Below are 16,344 nucleotides of genomic sequence, written 5' to 3'. Positions count from 1 at the left end.
TGTATAGCCCCCTTTAAATTCTTGTCTGTTTTTTATGCGAAAAGGATATTTCCTTTTGCTTTTACATGAGATATCTTTCGTTTCTTTCAATAACGATTTTTACATTATCAGGATCGCCAACATACGTGGAATTGGCCCGAATAGTATCACGGCTCTCAACAATACAATTTTCTATGTAGGTATTGTCCCCGATATGAACATTGTTAAGAATAATCGAGTTCTTTATGGTACAGTTATTCCCGATGTAAACTTTTTTAAATATCACAGAGTTCTCAATTCTGCCATTAACAATACAGCCGCTTGAAATAATACTGTTTCTGACAAGTGAACCCTGATTGTATTTTGCCGGAGGTAAATCATCGATTTTAGAGTAAACATCCGGGTATTGCCTGAAAAAGTAATCCCTGACTTCTTTGTTTAAGAAGTCCATGTTCGTTTTGTAATAAGCTTCTACTGTGGCAATATTGCTCCAGTAAGTATCAATAGGATAGGTATAGATTTTCTTTACATTTTTGTAGCGGATAATAATATCCCTTACAAAATCATATCTGTCTTCTTCTGCTGACCTTTCAAGAAGCTCTATTAAGAGCCTCCGCCTGATAACATAAACCCCGATAGATACCTTCTTATCTGCACTCTTTAAAGGCTTCTCCTCAAAATCAATAATCCTGTTATCTGCATCTGTTTTTACAACACCAAACCGGCTGGTGTCCTCATCCTTATCAAGCTCTTTGCATACGACGGTAATATCTGCTTTCCTGTCAATGTGATACTCTAACACCTTATTATAATCCAGCTTATAGACACCGTCGCCGGAAGCGATAATAACGTAAGGCTCATGGCTGCTCTTTAAATAATTTATATTCTGGTACATAGTGTCTGCTGTACCTCTGTACCAAAAGCTGTTATCGATGGTAATGGTTGGTGTAAATACAAAAAGCCCGCCTTGTTTTCTGCCAAAATCCCACCATTTTGAAGAATTCAGATGCTCATTTAAGGATTTTGCATTATATTGGGTAAAGACAGCTACCTTCTGTACATGGGAATTGCTCATGTTGCTTAGTGCAAAATCGATGCTGCGGTAACTGCCTGCTATGGGCATAGCCGCAATTGCCCTTTTATGGGACAGCTCCTTCATTTTATTGTTATTTCCGCCTGCCAAAACAATCCCTAATGCTCTCATAGTCTCTCACCTGCCTTTATCAGTGTCTCTCCGCTTAAAAGGTACCCATCTGGATAATCAGATGGAAGGGTGACTCCCCGAATAGCAGTGTTCTTACCGATTCTGACGCCTGGCGGTATTACTGTTCCTTCTGCGATTGTGACCAGACCGAAGGAGTAAATCGAAGGTTCTTTCTCATTGGGGATTTCTTCACCCTCACCCAACTCTGCTCCTTTTCCTATAACAGCGCTTTCTGCAACAATCCCTTTATAAACTTTGGCTCCATCTTCTATCACAGCGGATTTCATAATGATGGAATCCCTGACAACGGCACCTTGTCCGATGTAAACACCGGAGCCGATAACAGAATTATGAACCTCCCCGTAAACTTCTGCCCCTTCTCCGATAATTACTTTATCAATAACAGCCTCTTCTCCGATAAATTGTGGCCGGATAATATCACTTTTGGTATATATCTTCCAAAATTCTTCATACAGATTAAATACGGGAACCAGGTCAATCAGCTCCATATTGGCTTCCCAGTATGCCCCCAGGGTTCCTACATCTTTCCAATAACCATTATATTCGTAGGCATATACCCTATCCCCTCTCTTATGGCAGTACGGAATCACATGCTTTCCAAAGTCACAGCCTTTTTGTTCTGATAAGGTAATAAGTGCCTCTCTTAAAACAGACCAGGTGAATATGTATATCCCCATTGAAGCCAGATTACTTCTCGGCTCCTTTGGCTTTTCTTCAAACTCTTTGATCCTCCTGTCTTCATCCGTAATCGCAACACCAAAGCGGCTGGCCTCTTCCCATGGGACCGGTATCGTAGCCAGCGTAATATCGGCATTTTTTTGCTTATGGAAATCAAGCATTGCTTCATAATCCATCTTATAGATATGGTCCCCGCCAAGTATCAGAACATAATCCGGATTATAGTACTCCATGTATTCCATATTCTGGTATATCGCATTAGCAGTACCTGTATACCATTCGCTGCAGGTACTTCTCTCATAGGGCGGCAGAATGGAAACCCCTCCGATATTTCTATCGAGATCCCATGAAATTCCTATCCCTATATGAGTATTTAAACGAAGGGGTTGGTATTGGGTCAGTACCCCGACAGTATCAACACCTGAGTTGATACAGTTACTTAGCGGAAAATCTATAATTCTGTACTTTCCACCGAATGTTACCGCGGGCTTCGCAATGTTTGAGGTCAATACGCCAAGTCTTGAGCCTTGTCCCCCTGCCAGAAGCATTGCGATCATTTCCTTCTTTATCATGCAATCACCTCTCGTTGTTTAATTTGACATTATTATACCATTCATTTACATGTTTGTGAATAAAATTTACAAATATTTTATTAAAATATATATTTTTTATAGCATTATATATAATCATCTGGATATTTTTTCTATTTCCGGTACTATATATTACCATTTTGTCCATTCCTATTATTCTTTTAACCTCCCTTCCTATCGTTTGAAATAATTTTTATACATAAGACCTATCAGACTGTCTGCCGGTAAACTTTGGGGTAAAAAGTTTGCGGCAAAAATTGCGGCAAAAGTTTGCCTACCCAAGTTCCCTCTCTATGTATCCATACATATTATGGGTGTATGCGAAAAAAGGATTTGTTTTTTCAGGGGAATTGATTATAATTACAAATAGGTAAAATACTATTACTAAGTTTATCCCTGCAATTTATGTTTCAGAAAAAGCAATCACAGAGAATAGGAAGTGTCTTATGTATAACATTAACTTTAACACCCCCATCAAGGTACATTTTATAGGCATTGGCGGTATCAGCATGAGCGGTCTGGCAGAGCTTTTACATACCATGCATTTTACAGTCACCGGCTCTGACGCGAAAATGAGTACCACTACCGACCACCTGGAAGGACTCGGCATTACTGTATTCTATGGTCAACGTCCTTCAAATATTACCCCCGATGTAAATCTGGTCGTTTACACCACTGCTGTTAAAGAAGATAACCCGGAGCTGATGGAAGCAAGGCAGCTTGAAATACCCGTTATCGACAGGGCCGAATTATTGGGCCAGGTTATGAAGCGGTATTCCGATGCCATCGCTGTATCCGGTACCCACGGAAAAACCACCACAACTTCTATGATATCCTTGATATTATTGGATGCCGGACTCGATCCTACCATATCCGTAGGCGGCATTCTTGAAAATATCGGAGGCAATATCCGAATTGGCGGTTCCGGACATTTTGTAGTAGAAGCCTGTGAATATACCAATAGCTTTTTAAAATTCAGTCCGACAACAGGTGTCATTTTGAATATAGAACCGGAACATCTGGACTTCTTTAAAGATATTGACGATATCAGAAACTCTTTTAAGCAGTTTACGAAGCTCCTGCCGGAAAACGGTCTTTTAATCTTTAATGGTGATATTGATAATATCACGTATTTTACAAAAGACCTTGCCTGCCCCTTTATTACTTACAGCATCACCAGTGAAGTTTCCCCTGCAGAGGATGCCCTGCATCACTATTATGCAAAGGATATCCACTATGATGCCCAGGGCTTTGGGCAGTACAGCCTTTATGAAGACGGGGAATTTCTTGCCGATATCAACCTTAATATCGTAGGAAGCCACAATATATCCAACTCCTTACCTGCCGTTGCGCTGGCAAGAAGCTATGAGATACCACTTTCTGTGATAGCAGAATCTCTTTCCCGCTTTACAGGTACCAAAAGGCGCTTTGAGAAAAAGGGGACTATTGCAGGTGTTACCATTATTGATGATTATGCACACCACCCAAGCGAAGTAACGGCTACTTTAGAGGCTGCGAAGAATTACCCTCACAGCCGTATCTGTTGTGTATTTCAGCCGCATACCTATAGCAGGACCCGCGCCTTTTTAAATGATTTTGCAGAAAGTCTTTCCCTGGCGGATAAGATTGTATTAACCGACATTTACGCTGCAAGGGAGAAAGACCCCGGAGATATTTCTTCCAGGGATTTGGAAACCGCTTTAAAGGAAAAAGGCAAGGATGTCATCTATATTAAGAGCTTTGATGAAATCCAAAATTATTTATTAGAAAATTGTACGAACGGTGACTTGTTGATAACTATGGGTGCCGGAGACGTTGTAACCATTGGAAATGCCCTTTTAGGACTATAGTTATCCACATTATCCACAACCTTATCAACAATTTCCCTGTGATAAGGCTGTGGATTTTTTAAACTCTCCCTCTCCTATGTTAACGCCTCTGAAATAAATTCAGACCCTTTGAATTTTACAGTGTTCCTGTATATTTTACATAATTTTACATACGTTTTTGAGTGTTTATCCACACCATCCACATTATCCACAATTTTTTTCTTGAAAAGCCTTTCAAAATTTAGCCTATTTTCAAGTACTTTAGACTATGATACAATAGCTTTACAAAGGAAATGAGAGGTTTAAGAAAATGAGTGCAATACTATTAAATTCCAGCCGTGAACGGGGCGTGACCCTTGTGCCTAACTGTTTTATTGATGAATATATGCCCGTTGCCAGCGGTTCCTACGTAAAAGTATATCTTTATCTGCTTCGCTGTATGAACAGCTCTACTGATGTTGGAATTACCATATCATCCATAGCCGACCATCTGGATGAAACGGAAAAAGATATTATTCGTGCTCTGTGCTATTGGGAAAAAGTCAGCCTGATTACTTTGGAAAGAAATGAGCAGCAGGAGATTGTCTCGATTACTGTTAACGAGCCGGATTACAAAACACCGGACAGCAGGGAAAGTCATGAGGCTGTTCCAAGCGAAGCTGCCAGGGATGCGAAACTTGCTGATGAAAAAAAATACCCTTTGGAAACACCGCAGGCCTCTTACGAAGAAATTGCAACATCCAAAACGGCAGAGCCCCCCAGACACCACCTGTTTGAAAAGCCCACTTACTCCGAGGCCCAAATAAAACAACTTACAGAAAATGATGAGGTAAAGTGGCTCTTAAATATCATAGAAATCTATCTGGAGCGCTTAATAAAGCCTTCGGACATGCAATTAATCCTGTATTTGTACGAAAGCCTTGGATTTTCCGCAGAGCTTATTATGTATCTGTACGAATACTGTATTTCAAAAAACAAGAAAAATCCTTCCTACATAGAAGCTGTGGCTCTTTCCTGGGCAGAGGAAGGAATTGATACCGTAGAAAAGGCAGAGGCAAGCACGGCCCTGTACAACAGTAATTACAATGCTATCAATAAGGCTTTCGGATTAAACCGGGCCCCAGGACAGATTGAAAAGCAGTACATAGAGAAATGGCTGAATAAATTCGCCTTTTCCATTGAAATTATCATAGAAGCCTGCAACCGTACGATTCTTCTGACCCAGAAGCCCGATTTTAAATATACGGATAAGATTTTGGAGAACTGGCATAAAAAAGGTGTAAAAGAGTTGTCCCAAATCAGCAAGCTGGATAAAGAACATGCAACTGATGCTGCAAAAGCCAGCACAGCCGTAAATAATTATAATAAGGCACCACAGCAGCCGCGTCCTTCTTCCCAGAACCGTTTTAATGCTTTCCCCCAGCGTTCCTATACAGACGCCGACTATTCCTCCATGGAACAGAAGCTTCTGCAAAAGAAAATGAATTGATGCAATTAAAGGAGATTTTACCCTATGGCTCTTAAAAATTATCAATATAACAAAATCTTAAGGGATTATGATAACAGGCAGCTTGAGGCCAAACATGAGCTTGATACCCGCATGGAGGAGGCATATGGAAAAATCCCCGCCCTGAAAGAAATCGACGATGAGATTGTAACCTGTGCTATCAGCAGTGCCAAAGAAATGCTGACCGGCAATGAGGATGCGCTGGATACCCTAAAGCAGGTGGCCGGAAGTGCAGAAAAAAAACGTGCTGCTCTGCTTAAAGCAAACGGTTATCCGGAAGATTTTTTAAAGCTCCATTACCAATGCCCCGACTGCAGGGATACCGGATATATAGGCAATGAAAAATGTCACTGTTTTAAGCAGGCTATTGTCGATATTGTCTACTCCCAGTCCAATATGAAGGAGGCTATCGGCAGGGAAAATTTCAATACATTTTCTCTTGATTATTATGATGAGACTTACGTGGAGCCCTCTTTGAATATGACTCCCAGAGAGAATATTATCCGGGTGGTAAAGGAATGCAAGTCTTACATTGACAACTTTGATACCGCGAAAGGAAATCTTCTATTATACGGAAATACCGGTGTCGGCAAAACCTTTCTGGCCAACTGCATTGCAAAAGAGCTTTTAGATAAGGCCTTTACCGTCATTTACCTGACCGCCTTCCAGCTCTTTGATATCCTGGAAAAGAACAAATTCGGCAGAGGGGAAGATAATTTCGAATCCCAAAGCCAGTTTGAATATATTTTAGACTGTAACCTGCTTATCATTGATGATCTGGGTACAGAGCTTAACAACTCCTTTGTGAATGTGCAGCTGTATCTTTGCATTAATGAAAGACTGTTAAGAAACAAATCCACCATTATCTCTACCAACTTGTCCCTTGACAATATAAACAGTCTATACAGTGAAAGAGTTTTCTCAAGGATTGCCAGCAATTTCACCCTGCTAAAAATTATAGGCGAGGATATTCGACTAAAAAAACTGTTTTAGCCTTGACTAACTATCCCGATAATGGTATAACGTTAATGGACATTTTATCGTAAACAACGGGGTTTAAGATACTTATCAACTCCCTAAAATTAATTGGAGGTCAAACGAAATGCCGCAGCAAGAAAAAATACTAGAAACGATTCCCGTCGGTACCTTGGGTATTATTGCACTAGAAAGCAGTAAATCTCTTGGTCAAAAGGTAAATGACTACATTGTGGACTGGCGTAAAGCAAGAGAAAGCGAACATACTTCAACCATTGCTTTTGCAGGATATCAACGTGACTCCTACCTTATTGATGCTTACTGCCCGAGATTTGGTACCGGTGAAGCAAAGGGTGTTATCAAAGAATCAGTTCGTGGTTCCGACCTTTATCTGCTTCTGGACGTTTGCAACTACAGTTTAACTTACACGGTATGCGGACATACCAATCATATGTCACCCGATGACCACTATCAGGATTTGAAGAGGATCATTGCAGCAGTCGGCGGAAAGGCAAGAAGAATTACTGTTATCATGCCTTTTCTTTATGAAAGCAGACAGCATAGAAGAAGCTCCAGAGAATCCCTTGACTGCGCCCTGGCCTTACAGGAACTGACCAATATGGGAGTGGAAAGCATTATTACCTTTGATGCCCATGACCCCCGTGTACAAAATGCTATTCCTTTAAAAAGTTTCGAAACCGTTCAGCCTACCTACCAATTTATCAAGGCTCTTGTAAACCATGTACCGGACTTAAAGATAAGCTCCGATAACATGATGGTAATCAGCCCCGACGAAGGCGGCATGAACCGTGCCATTTATTTCGCTAACGTACTGGGCGTAGACCTGGGTATGTTCTATAAACGCCGTGATTATACTACTATCGTAAACGGCCGTAATCCAATTGTTGCCCATGAATTCTTAGGCTCTGATATCGAAGGAAAAGATATGCTTATCATTGATGATATGATCTCCTCCGGTGAAAGTATGATTGACGTTGCCAAGGAATTAAAGAGAAGAAAGGCCGGCAGAATCTTTGTTGCTTCTACCTTCGGATTATTTACCAACGGGCTCCAGAAATTTGATGAAGCCTATGAGCAAGGCTTAATCTACCGAGTGCTTACCACCAATTTGGTTTACCAGACAGAAGAGCTTTTATCAAAGCCTTATTATATCAATGTAGACATGAGCAAATACATTGCTCTCTTAATAGACACCTTGAACCATGATTCCTCTATCAGTAAGCTTTTGAATCCTACTGAAAGAATCCAGAACATTTTGGCCAGAGTAAAAAAATAATTTTTTTGTCGGAATCTATAATGTTTTCGATTTACATGCCGATATAATAGTTATACAAAAGAAAATGCTGTAATAAACAAAAGAAAAAAGGGTATGTAACCTTCGTGGTTACATACCCTTAAATTTTGATATTACCTGTTAAATATCTTTTATAATATTTTTTATAACAGAACCTATGGAACAAACGTATTCCCGCCATTATCCGTTCCCTGGTTATCTCCGCCTTCTCCAGTATCTTCTCCATCACCCGGCTCTTCGGTTGGTTCCTCCGTTGGTTCTTCTGTTATTTCCGTATCTCCTTCGTCATCCGGTTCTGTCGGTTCCTCCGTAATGGTATCTGTTGGAGTTGGCGTAGGCGTTTCCGTGGGAGTTGGTGTCGGTGTTTCGGTTGGAGTCGGCGTAATTCCCTGATCCTTTGCCTTCTCTTCATCCGATCTGGTATCGGTATAGGAAGGGAAGGAAACATTTTCAAGGCCTTTATTAATCACATTCATATAGGTCTTCCAAATAGTTCCGGGATAGGTAGCACCGGCTAAGCCGCTGCTTGTTTTCGGAATATCATAGCCCACCCAGACACCGGTAGTATAGTAAGGTGTATATCCCACAAACCACCCATCCTTTTTATCATTCGTAGTACCTGTCTTTCCTGCACTTATCATGTTGTCAAGGGCAAGTCCTCTTCCGGTACCGTTCTTTATAACTCCTGTCAGCACGTCGGTCATCATGCGGGCTGAATTCTGACTGTAGACCTGCTTCTTTATCATCTTATCGTCTACAATAACATTTCCCTGTGAATCCTTAATGGTCACAATACAGGTGGGCTTTCTGAATATACCGTCATTTTCAAGAGCGGCATAGGCAGAAGTCATCTCCAGGGTACTTACACCATTTGTAAAGCCGCCAAGAGATGCTGCCGGATAATAATCATTCTTATCAATCCTATTAAAGTTCATATTTAAAAGATAGGACAAACCAACCTTGGGGGTCAGTTCTTCAAACAACTGCCAGGCAATGGTATTCCTGGACATCTCCACGGCTTTCCTTAGGGGTATCTTTCCAAGGTATTTCCCATCGGAATTGGAGGGTCCTCCCTTGAATTTATGGTCATCCACCACATTGTCGGGATAATAGCCGTTTTCAAAGGACGGGGTGTATACAATCAGCGGCTTGATGGAGCTGCCGGGCTGGCGAAAGCTCTGGTATGCACGGTTTAATGTAATCCCTTGTGACTCCTGATACCGGCCGCCTACAATAGCAATTACTCTTCCCGTTTTGTTGTCAATGGAAACTGCCGCTCCCTGGAATTTATAAATTCCATCTTTGTTCTTTTCGGTAAAGTCTGCCAAAGTATTATCCACAGCCTTTTGCAGCTCCTCCTGCTTTGTCATATCAATGGAAGTGTAGATACGGTATCCGCCATAATACAAAGATTTCTGGTACTTGGCGTATAACTCATTGTATTCCTTTTCGTATTCCTTCTTATCGTCATCCGATTCGAATTCTGTCTTAAAGACAAATCCCTGCTGCTCCATTAAGGCTCTTGTAGCGCAATAGAAAATATAGGTTTCCACATAATTATTGCGGTCCGGCTTCTTTGTCTTAATCTTAATCTTTTCCGTAAGGGCCTGGTCATATTCTGCCTCGCTGATATTGCCGTCCTTATACATCTGGTATAGGATACGGTCCCTTCTTTTTAAGGTATTCTCCGGGTAATCAAGGGGGTCATATATGGTAGGGTTATTAGGAATGGCGCAAAGATAAGCAATTTGCGAAAGGCTTAGCTTACTTACATTCTTATTAAAATATCCCTTGCTGGCCGCCTGAATTCCGTAATATCCATTGGCAAAATAAATATTATTCAGATAGAACTCCATTATCTGCTTCTTGCTGTACTTCTTCTCCAAGTCTACCGCAAAAAATATTTCCTTTAATTTCCTTTCATAGCTTACCTCATTGGATAAGAAGATATTTCTGGCAAGCTGCTGGGTAATGGTACTGGCCCCTTGTGTAATCTTTCCCTTATGCTTTATCAGTGCCACAACAGCACGGATATTGGCTGTGAGGTCTACTCCGCCATGATCCAAAAACTTCTTATCCTCAATGGAAATCATTGCTTTCACTACATCCGGCGGGATATTCTCATAGGTCAGATAATAAACATCCTTTTCACCCTTTAAAACAGACAAAAGCTTCTTATTATTGTCATACACCAGGCTGGTCTCCATCTGCCTGAAGGTCTCGGGGGTTGATTCACCGACTAATTTATTGGCTTCCTTTTGATATTCCACAAAGGCATCTCCGTATTTATAGTCAAAGAACAGGCAGCCCGCCAGAAAAAGAAGGGAAAACACCAGAAATACTGCTAAAACTGTCAGCCTTACTTTTTGCCTTAAACGTTTATTTTTTTTCTTTTTGTGATTCTTTCCTGTTGTCATATTACCACTGTCCTTATGGGAGGTACCTGCACCGCTGCTTCTCTGTGCGTTACCGCCCGAAGTGCTTCCTGTACCTCTGTTTGTCTGGTTTCGTGTGTCGTTGTTTCTCGAATTATTTTTATTATTTTCCATATATACCTCTTTATACCGTCTGAATAAAAACGGATAGGGAAGCCTTTACGCTTCTCCCAAGTCTACGTAGTTATAAGAAATACCAAGCTCCCTTATTATTTCCCTCTCTCTCCCGTGGCAGGTAAAAATAAGTATCTGCCTGCTGCTCCCGGCGAGATAGGATAAAGCTGCTCTTGTCCTTTTATCGTCATAATAGGCAAAGCAGTCATCAAGAAGAAGAGGAAGCTCTTTGTTATAGAGAATGTCCGATACACCAAGCCGCAGGGCAAATAGAAGCTGCTCCATGGTTCCGGTGCTCAATCTGTCCCAAGCCTTATATTCATCCCCTACCTCTGCCTTCATTTCAAGATTTTCATCTATCCTAATATTGCTGTATTTATCTCCGGTAAGTTCCGACACAAGGCAAGATACCTTACGGTTTAGTACCGTTCCAAAGGAATCATGAATTTTCTGGGAAAGGCCTTTTATGGTCTCCATCGCTGTTGTGACAGCCTCCAGCTCTGTTTTTATTTCTTCTTCTTTTTCCAGGAGTTCTCTTTCTTTCTCCTGACAGAATAATAATTCTTCTTCATTATCTGCCAGAGAATTAAGCTCCCACTTGATTTGTTCTGTCAAAAGCTTCAACCGGTCCCTCTCCTTATAAAGCTCCTCTTTTGCTCTTTGCTGTTCCTCTTTCTTTCCGGTAAAAAAGCTTTTTACCCTTAGAAGGTCCTCTTCTTCCGGTTCATATTGCCGGTCAGGCAGTTTTTCCTTCCAGTCAGGTATCAACATCAGATAGGAAAGCAACTCCTTCTTTTCTTCTGCTGCCAGCTCTTTTAATTGTTCCTCCTGCCCTATGTATTCCCTGATTTGTCCTTCTGTAAATTTTTTTTGCATTTCTGCCTTTATGGAAGCCTCATAAAGAACAGTAAGCTCTTCTTCCTCTTTTACATTGTATTTCGCAAAGGCTTCTTCAATTTTCTTTTTGTTTTTCTGATATTTAGCATCAAGAGCTTTTATGCCCTCTTCATACTCTTTCGCTGCTCTTTGGGTACCTGTATAGAACCTTATAAATACCGCCATAGCGGCAAGAACAAACGGGATGGCTGCCAGCCAGACTTTACTGTGTGCTGTAAAACCAATTAAAAGCGACAGTAAACCTGCCAAAAATAATAGTGATGCACCGGTAAGAGCTTTTCTCGTCCTGCTTTTCTTTTCGGAAGCCTCCAAAAGCAGATGTTCCTTTTCTGCTTCTATTTCTTCTCTCTCCTTAACGGTGTTCTTAATGGCTTCCATATCCTTTTTAAGCTCATTACTCCCCGGATACTGTGTCTTTGCTGTCTCTGTTCTTAAGACATCGGCTTTTTCCCGAAGCTCTCTTATCTGTTCCTTTTTCTTCTCATAGTTCTCCAGTTTATTTTGCATAAGGGGATATCGAAGAAGTGCCTCGTCATATTGCGGTGTTTCTTCTCTTTCTGCGTTGTCATTCTTTTGATGATTTAACCTCTCCTCCGCAGCAAGAAAGTCACACTTAACAGCATTCAGCTGATCCATAAGGCTGTCAGCACGCTGTTCTAAGACCTTTCCCTTCTCTATCAGTTCTTTTGTTTCCTTTAGTTCCTTTAAGGGCCGTTTGCCTTCCAGTTCTTTTTTCTTTCCCTGCAGGAAAGTAAGAGCTTTATTCACATCCACTTCATTGTTCTTAGCCAGGGACAGATTGGTAATATAATTCCGGACTTCTCCCGCAAGCTCTGTACCTGTCCTGATTTTCTGCTGCTCTATACTTACGGTATTGATATAGCCCGATTCCGTAAGCCCTCCCAGCAGTTCTCTTATCTTACTGTTATCGTTACCCAGTTCCCTTCCGGTCTCTAAGTCAAGAAGGGTGGTGTTTTTCTGATTTTTCTCAAGATTGCGGATAATCCGGTACTCTTTTCCCTCCAGAGTAAAATCCAGGCTTCCGCGGTATAGCGCAGGAGTATCCCATGGCTGGTATCTGGTATAGATATCTTCTTTTGAAACCCTTCCTCTGGGCTTTTCAATACCAAAGAGCATTCCCCGGATAAAGGCGTGAACCGTGGATTTGCCGGTCTCATTTTCCCCGTAAACCAGGTTGATACCCTCTTTCAGGGAAATATTCTTCTGATGAAATTTTCCGAAATCCGTTATTTTAAGCTCCCTAAATTGCAACTTTTCTCTCCTTATTTGTAATTCTTGGCTTCTAAAAGGGCTTCCATACCATAATATAATGCTTTTTCCCCAAATTCCTTCGGAAAGTCCCCTTCTTCTATTGCTTTGATATAGAGTCCGATGATATTATCTTCGTTCTCTTCCTTTAAGGCTTTAAAATCATAATCCGGAAGAGTATTATCTGTGACCTCAAGGATATTTCCAAGGGTAAGAAAACTCTCTCTGTCAAATATCATGTCTCTTGCCCGCTTTCCCATAAGGCAGAATTGGTAGATATGTCCTTCTCCCTGACTCTTGATTACAGCTTTTATTCCATCACGGATTTCTCCGTTTGTCATGCCCGGGTGGATTGTCAGTGCCGTCTTTTTATACTGGCACTTTGCCTGGGAAATGAACTCTGAATGAATTGTATTTTTCTCTTCTTCCTTTATAATTACCCCTTTTATAAAGCCCCTCTCCCCTGTCTCATTTTTATCCATGGGTTCTAAGGAGCCGCAGTATGCTATACGTTCCGCCAGGTATTCCGGCTTATGGATGTGCCCCAGCGCAATATAATCAAAGTCAGAGCGAAGCAGGGCATTCTTATCAATAGGGATGTTATCTGCCGTCCCTCCATGAGCAAGTAAAATATTAATTCTCTCTGCGCAGCCGGGGGTTATCTTATCATAAAGAGGCTCCTTTATCTCTCTTGCATGGTAGCTAAAGCCATAAACCTCTGTGTTTATATTCTCAAGATAAATACTGTCCATATCACGGTTAATCAGCATATGTACATTTTCTGTCCAGGAAAAGCCCGTATAGGGAGAGCGTTCGCTGATGTAATCATGATTGCCCGCAATTAGAACCACCTGGGTCTTAGAAAGTCTTCCAAGAGCATAAGATACTTCCTTTAATTCTCTAAGAAGAGGCTGTTTATGAAATAAATCCCCTGCTATTAACAAAAGGTCTATCTCTTCTCTTTCACAAATCTCCGTTATATGAAAAAAGCCGTCCCAGATATCTTTTGCCCTCTGCTCTGACCAGGGAAATCCTCTGTCGGGGCTGGCACCAAGGTGTACATCTGCTATATGAATGAATTTCATAATAATCCTCCATGCTGCCAACGCGCCGCAAATTTGGGCGTCAGCACAAATTTGTGTATGAAAAATGCAATGCATTTTTCATACTAATCCCTTTCTGTAAATGGCAAATCTTTGAAAAGTTTCCGCTTACATTATAACACAGGCTTATAGGGAAAACTATTTAAGTTTCTATTGCAGTATTTTTAAATTTTTTTACAAATTTCTTTCATTTGCAGGGCCGGCCTGAATTTAAAGAGCATTATACCACAGAAAAGCTTTCAAGTCGAGAGCAGCCAGAACATATGGTTGCAGCACAAAAAACCTGCTGCTGCAAAAGTGATTTAATATGCAACAACAGGTTTTACAATGTGATTAAACAGCTTTAAACTCTCTGCTCAAATATTTTAAGATTGCCCGCATTTACTTCATAAGTTCCGGTATCTACTGCCTTCTTAACTTCTTTTCCAGCAAGTACGTCTACAAACAATTCCAGAGGAACACTTCCCCATGCAAAAGGTCTTTGAGCTACTGCAGCGCTTATGCTTCCTTTCTTCATATGCTCTGCTACTGCTTTGGTAAAGTCAACCGTCACAACCTTGATGCCTAACTTATGGCTTTCCACATACCTTGCATAGGCCAAGCCCCAGCCTACATTGGTAGCAAAAAGCAGCCTGGTGTTCGGATAATCCTTAAGCATCTTTGAAATGACTCTCTCTGCATCCTCCTTGGAGGGTTCTCCCATGACACCTACCTGATGCACTGTAATACCGGAATTTTCTCTTAATTCTTTTATAAAGCCCTCGGCCCTTTCTTCAATCGAAGCCAGCTTATAGTCCGTCCACATTCCAACAATAACCTCACCCTTGCCCCCTAAGAGCTGGTTCACTATCTTTCCGGCACTTCTTCCGCATTGCAGGGTATTGGTACCGATAACTGACTCATAGGGAATCCCCTTAACAGGAGACTGGATAAAGATTATTTTTGCGCCTTTGTCCGAAATAGCCTTCAGCTCTTTTGCCACCTCATCATTTTCAATGGGAGAGATTGCAACCCCATCAAATCCGCCTACGGCTATTCTCTTTAAGATATCAACCATTTCCTTTGTTCCCTGCTCCCCTCTGGACCTGGGAGCAAATATCTCAATATCCATGCCAAGTACTTTCGAGGTCTTTTGTGCTTCTTTTGCGGCAGGTTCCCAGAATGGGTCATCCAAATCCCAGACAAGGGCTATCTTTTTTTTCTTCTTGCTTGCCGCAATTATCTTCACAGCAGCGGAATTACGGTCTATTCCTGTTACCTTTTCACATAATTCCCTTGTCATCTTAACCAATACATCCGCCATACTGTTCTGGCTGATGGTTAAGGAGGCAACTTCCTCCGTTGTAGCAGAAGATTCCTCTACGACAGAAGCAATACTTCCAAGAGCTTCAATCAGCGTACTCTTTTCCTGGGTGAGCTGATTTACTTCCTGTCCAAAATCCTCCTGTTTCTTAATAAATACATCCGCTGTATTATTAACCTGCTCAACGGATTTAATTACCTTGTCTACTGCCTGATTCTGTTCTCCGAAAATAGCTGTGGAGGAATCCATTACATCTTTTAAATTGTCCAGCTGGCTGGTAATATCCGATAGGGAATTGCTGATATTTTCACTGGCCTGTCTGCTTTCTTCCGACAGTTTCCTGACTTCCTCCGCAACCACCGCAAAGCCTTTACCGGCTTCACCGGCTCTGGCTGCTTCAATGGAAGCATTCAACGCCAGTAAATTTGTCTGGGAAGCAATACTATATAATACCTTGGTAATCTCTGTTATGTTCTGGGTTTTATTTAAAAGCGTATAGATGGCATTTGAGATTTCCTTCATAACCTTTTCATTCTTTTCCTGGTTCAGGGAAAGATTATGAATGGCCTCCTTGCCTTCTGCATTAACTTTACTCATATCAAAAGCGAGACCGATCAGATCCTTTGATTTTTGGTCCATTTCGTTGATTTTCTCTGAAAGATGGTCAGCAACGCCCATGCATCTTCCGACATCCTCTGCCTGTGTCTGTGCGCCCTGGGCTATGTACTCCGATGAATGTCGCACACTTTGGGAGGCATCGACAATCTCTTCCACCACGCCTTCTAACTGCCCGGATATGGATTTGACATTATCGAACTCATTACGGAACTGGGTAAAATATTTTCGGTAGCTGTGATACAGATCATTCTCATCTTTATTGTCGCTGCCAACAAATTCGCTTTCGAAATCCCAGTCTAACATTCTCTGTATTAAGACTGGGCTTTGTAACTTTCTGCTGCTTTTAAACATGTCCATCCCCCTCTGTATGAATAATATTTGTTTAGTATCTATTCTATCATCATTTTGGGCATATTTCAATTTATTTCTCTAAATTACAACTTTTTACATGTCTTTTTATATTTAATACAGCAGAAACAAACTCGTTTTATGCTAATTATGCATAAA

Annotated in this window: 10 protein-coding genes; 4 read left to right on the top strand and 6 right to left on the bottom strand. The window is 41.3% G+C overall.

The window, feature by feature from the left end; genetic code table 11:
• Nucleotides 1-61: 61 nt before the first annotated feature.
• Both glgD and BUF11_RS08560 read right to left on the bottom strand, forming a co-directional pair.
• Nucleotides 62-1,183, bottom strand: coding sequence for a glucose-1-phosphate adenylyltransferase subunit GlgD (gene glgD, locus BUF11_RS08565; protein WP_073588442.1), 1,122 nt, complete (start codon nucleotides 1,181-1,183; stop codon nucleotides 62-64).
• Nucleotides 1,180-2,454 carry a glucose-1-phosphate adenylyltransferase gene (locus BUF11_RS08560; RefSeq protein WP_073588441.1) on the bottom strand — a complete coding sequence of 425 codons (1,275 nt, stop codon included), beginning with the start codon at nucleotides 2,452-2,454 and terminating at the stop codon, nucleotides 1,180-1,182. Before BUF11_RS08560 ends, glgD begins: the two co-directional genes overlap by 4 nt.
• A gap of 464 nt (nucleotides 2,455-2,918) precedes the next feature.
• Here BUF11_RS08560 and murC point away from each other — a divergent pair, with 464 nt between their 5' ends.
• The 4 genes from murC to BUF11_RS08540 all read left to right on the top strand — a co-directional run bounded on the left by murC (nucleotide 2,919) and on the right by BUF11_RS08540 (nucleotide 8,080).
• Entirely contained in the window at nucleotides 2,919-4,322 is a 1,404-nt protein-coding gene (gene murC, locus BUF11_RS08555) for a UDP-N-acetylmuramate--L-alanine ligase (protein ID WP_073588440.1), read from the top strand.
• A 289-nt stretch (nucleotides 4,323-4,611) separates the two neighbouring features.
• Entirely contained in the window at nucleotides 4,612-5,790 is a 1,179-nt protein-coding gene (locus BUF11_RS08550; protein WP_073588439.1) for a DnaD domain protein, read from the top strand.
• Nucleotides 5,791-5,814: 24 nt separating this feature from the next.
• On the top strand, nucleotides 5,815-6,801 hold the full coding sequence (locus tag BUF11_RS08545) for an ATP-binding protein (protein WP_073588438.1): 987 nt from the start codon (nucleotides 5,815-5,817) through the stop codon (nucleotides 6,799-6,801).
• Nucleotides 6,802-6,910: 109 nt separating this feature from the next.
• On the top strand, nucleotides 6,911-8,080 hold the full coding sequence (locus BUF11_RS08540; RefSeq protein WP_073588437.1) for a ribose-phosphate pyrophosphokinase: 1,170 nt from the start codon (nucleotides 6,911-6,913) through the stop codon (nucleotides 8,078-8,080).
• 173 nt (nucleotides 8,081-8,253) lie between these two features.
• Here BUF11_RS08540 and BUF11_RS08535 read toward each other — a convergent pair whose 3' ends face one another.
• From BUF11_RS08535 to BUF11_RS08520, 4 genes are all read right to left on the bottom strand, one after another.
• Complete coding sequence (locus tag BUF11_RS08535; protein ID WP_073588436.1) at nucleotides 8,254-10,647, bottom strand: transglycosylase domain-containing protein; 2,394 nt, start codon at nucleotides 10,645-10,647, stop codon at nucleotides 8,254-8,256.
• A 45-nt stretch (nucleotides 10,648-10,692) separates the two neighbouring features.
• A complete protein-coding gene (locus BUF11_RS08530) occupies nucleotides 10,693-12,816 on the bottom strand; it encodes an ATP-binding protein (RefSeq protein ID WP_073588435.1) in 2,124 nt (707 codons plus the stop codon).
• Nucleotides 12,817-12,827: 11 nt separating this feature from the next.
• Nucleotides 12,828-13,898, bottom strand: a complete 1,071-nt coding sequence (locus tag BUF11_RS08525; protein WP_073588434.1) for a metallophosphoesterase family protein — start codon at nucleotides 13,896-13,898, stop codon at nucleotides 12,828-12,830.
• A gap of 361 nt (nucleotides 13,899-14,259) precedes the next feature.
• Nucleotides 14,260-16,188, bottom strand: a complete 1,929-nt coding sequence (locus BUF11_RS08520; protein WP_073588433.1) for a substrate-binding domain-containing protein — start codon at nucleotides 16,186-16,188, stop codon at nucleotides 14,260-14,262.
• Between the last annotated feature and the right edge of the window lie 156 nt (nucleotides 16,189-16,344).

It is taken from the genome of Anaerocolumna xylanovorans DSM 12503 (genome assembly GCF_900143645.1).
Classification (GTDB): Bacteria; Bacillota; Clostridia; order Lachnospirales; family Lachnospiraceae; genus Anaerocolumna; species Anaerocolumna xylanovorans.
Note: the sequence above shows the minus strand (reverse complement) of the source record. Positions and strands in the feature narration are given on the sequence as shown.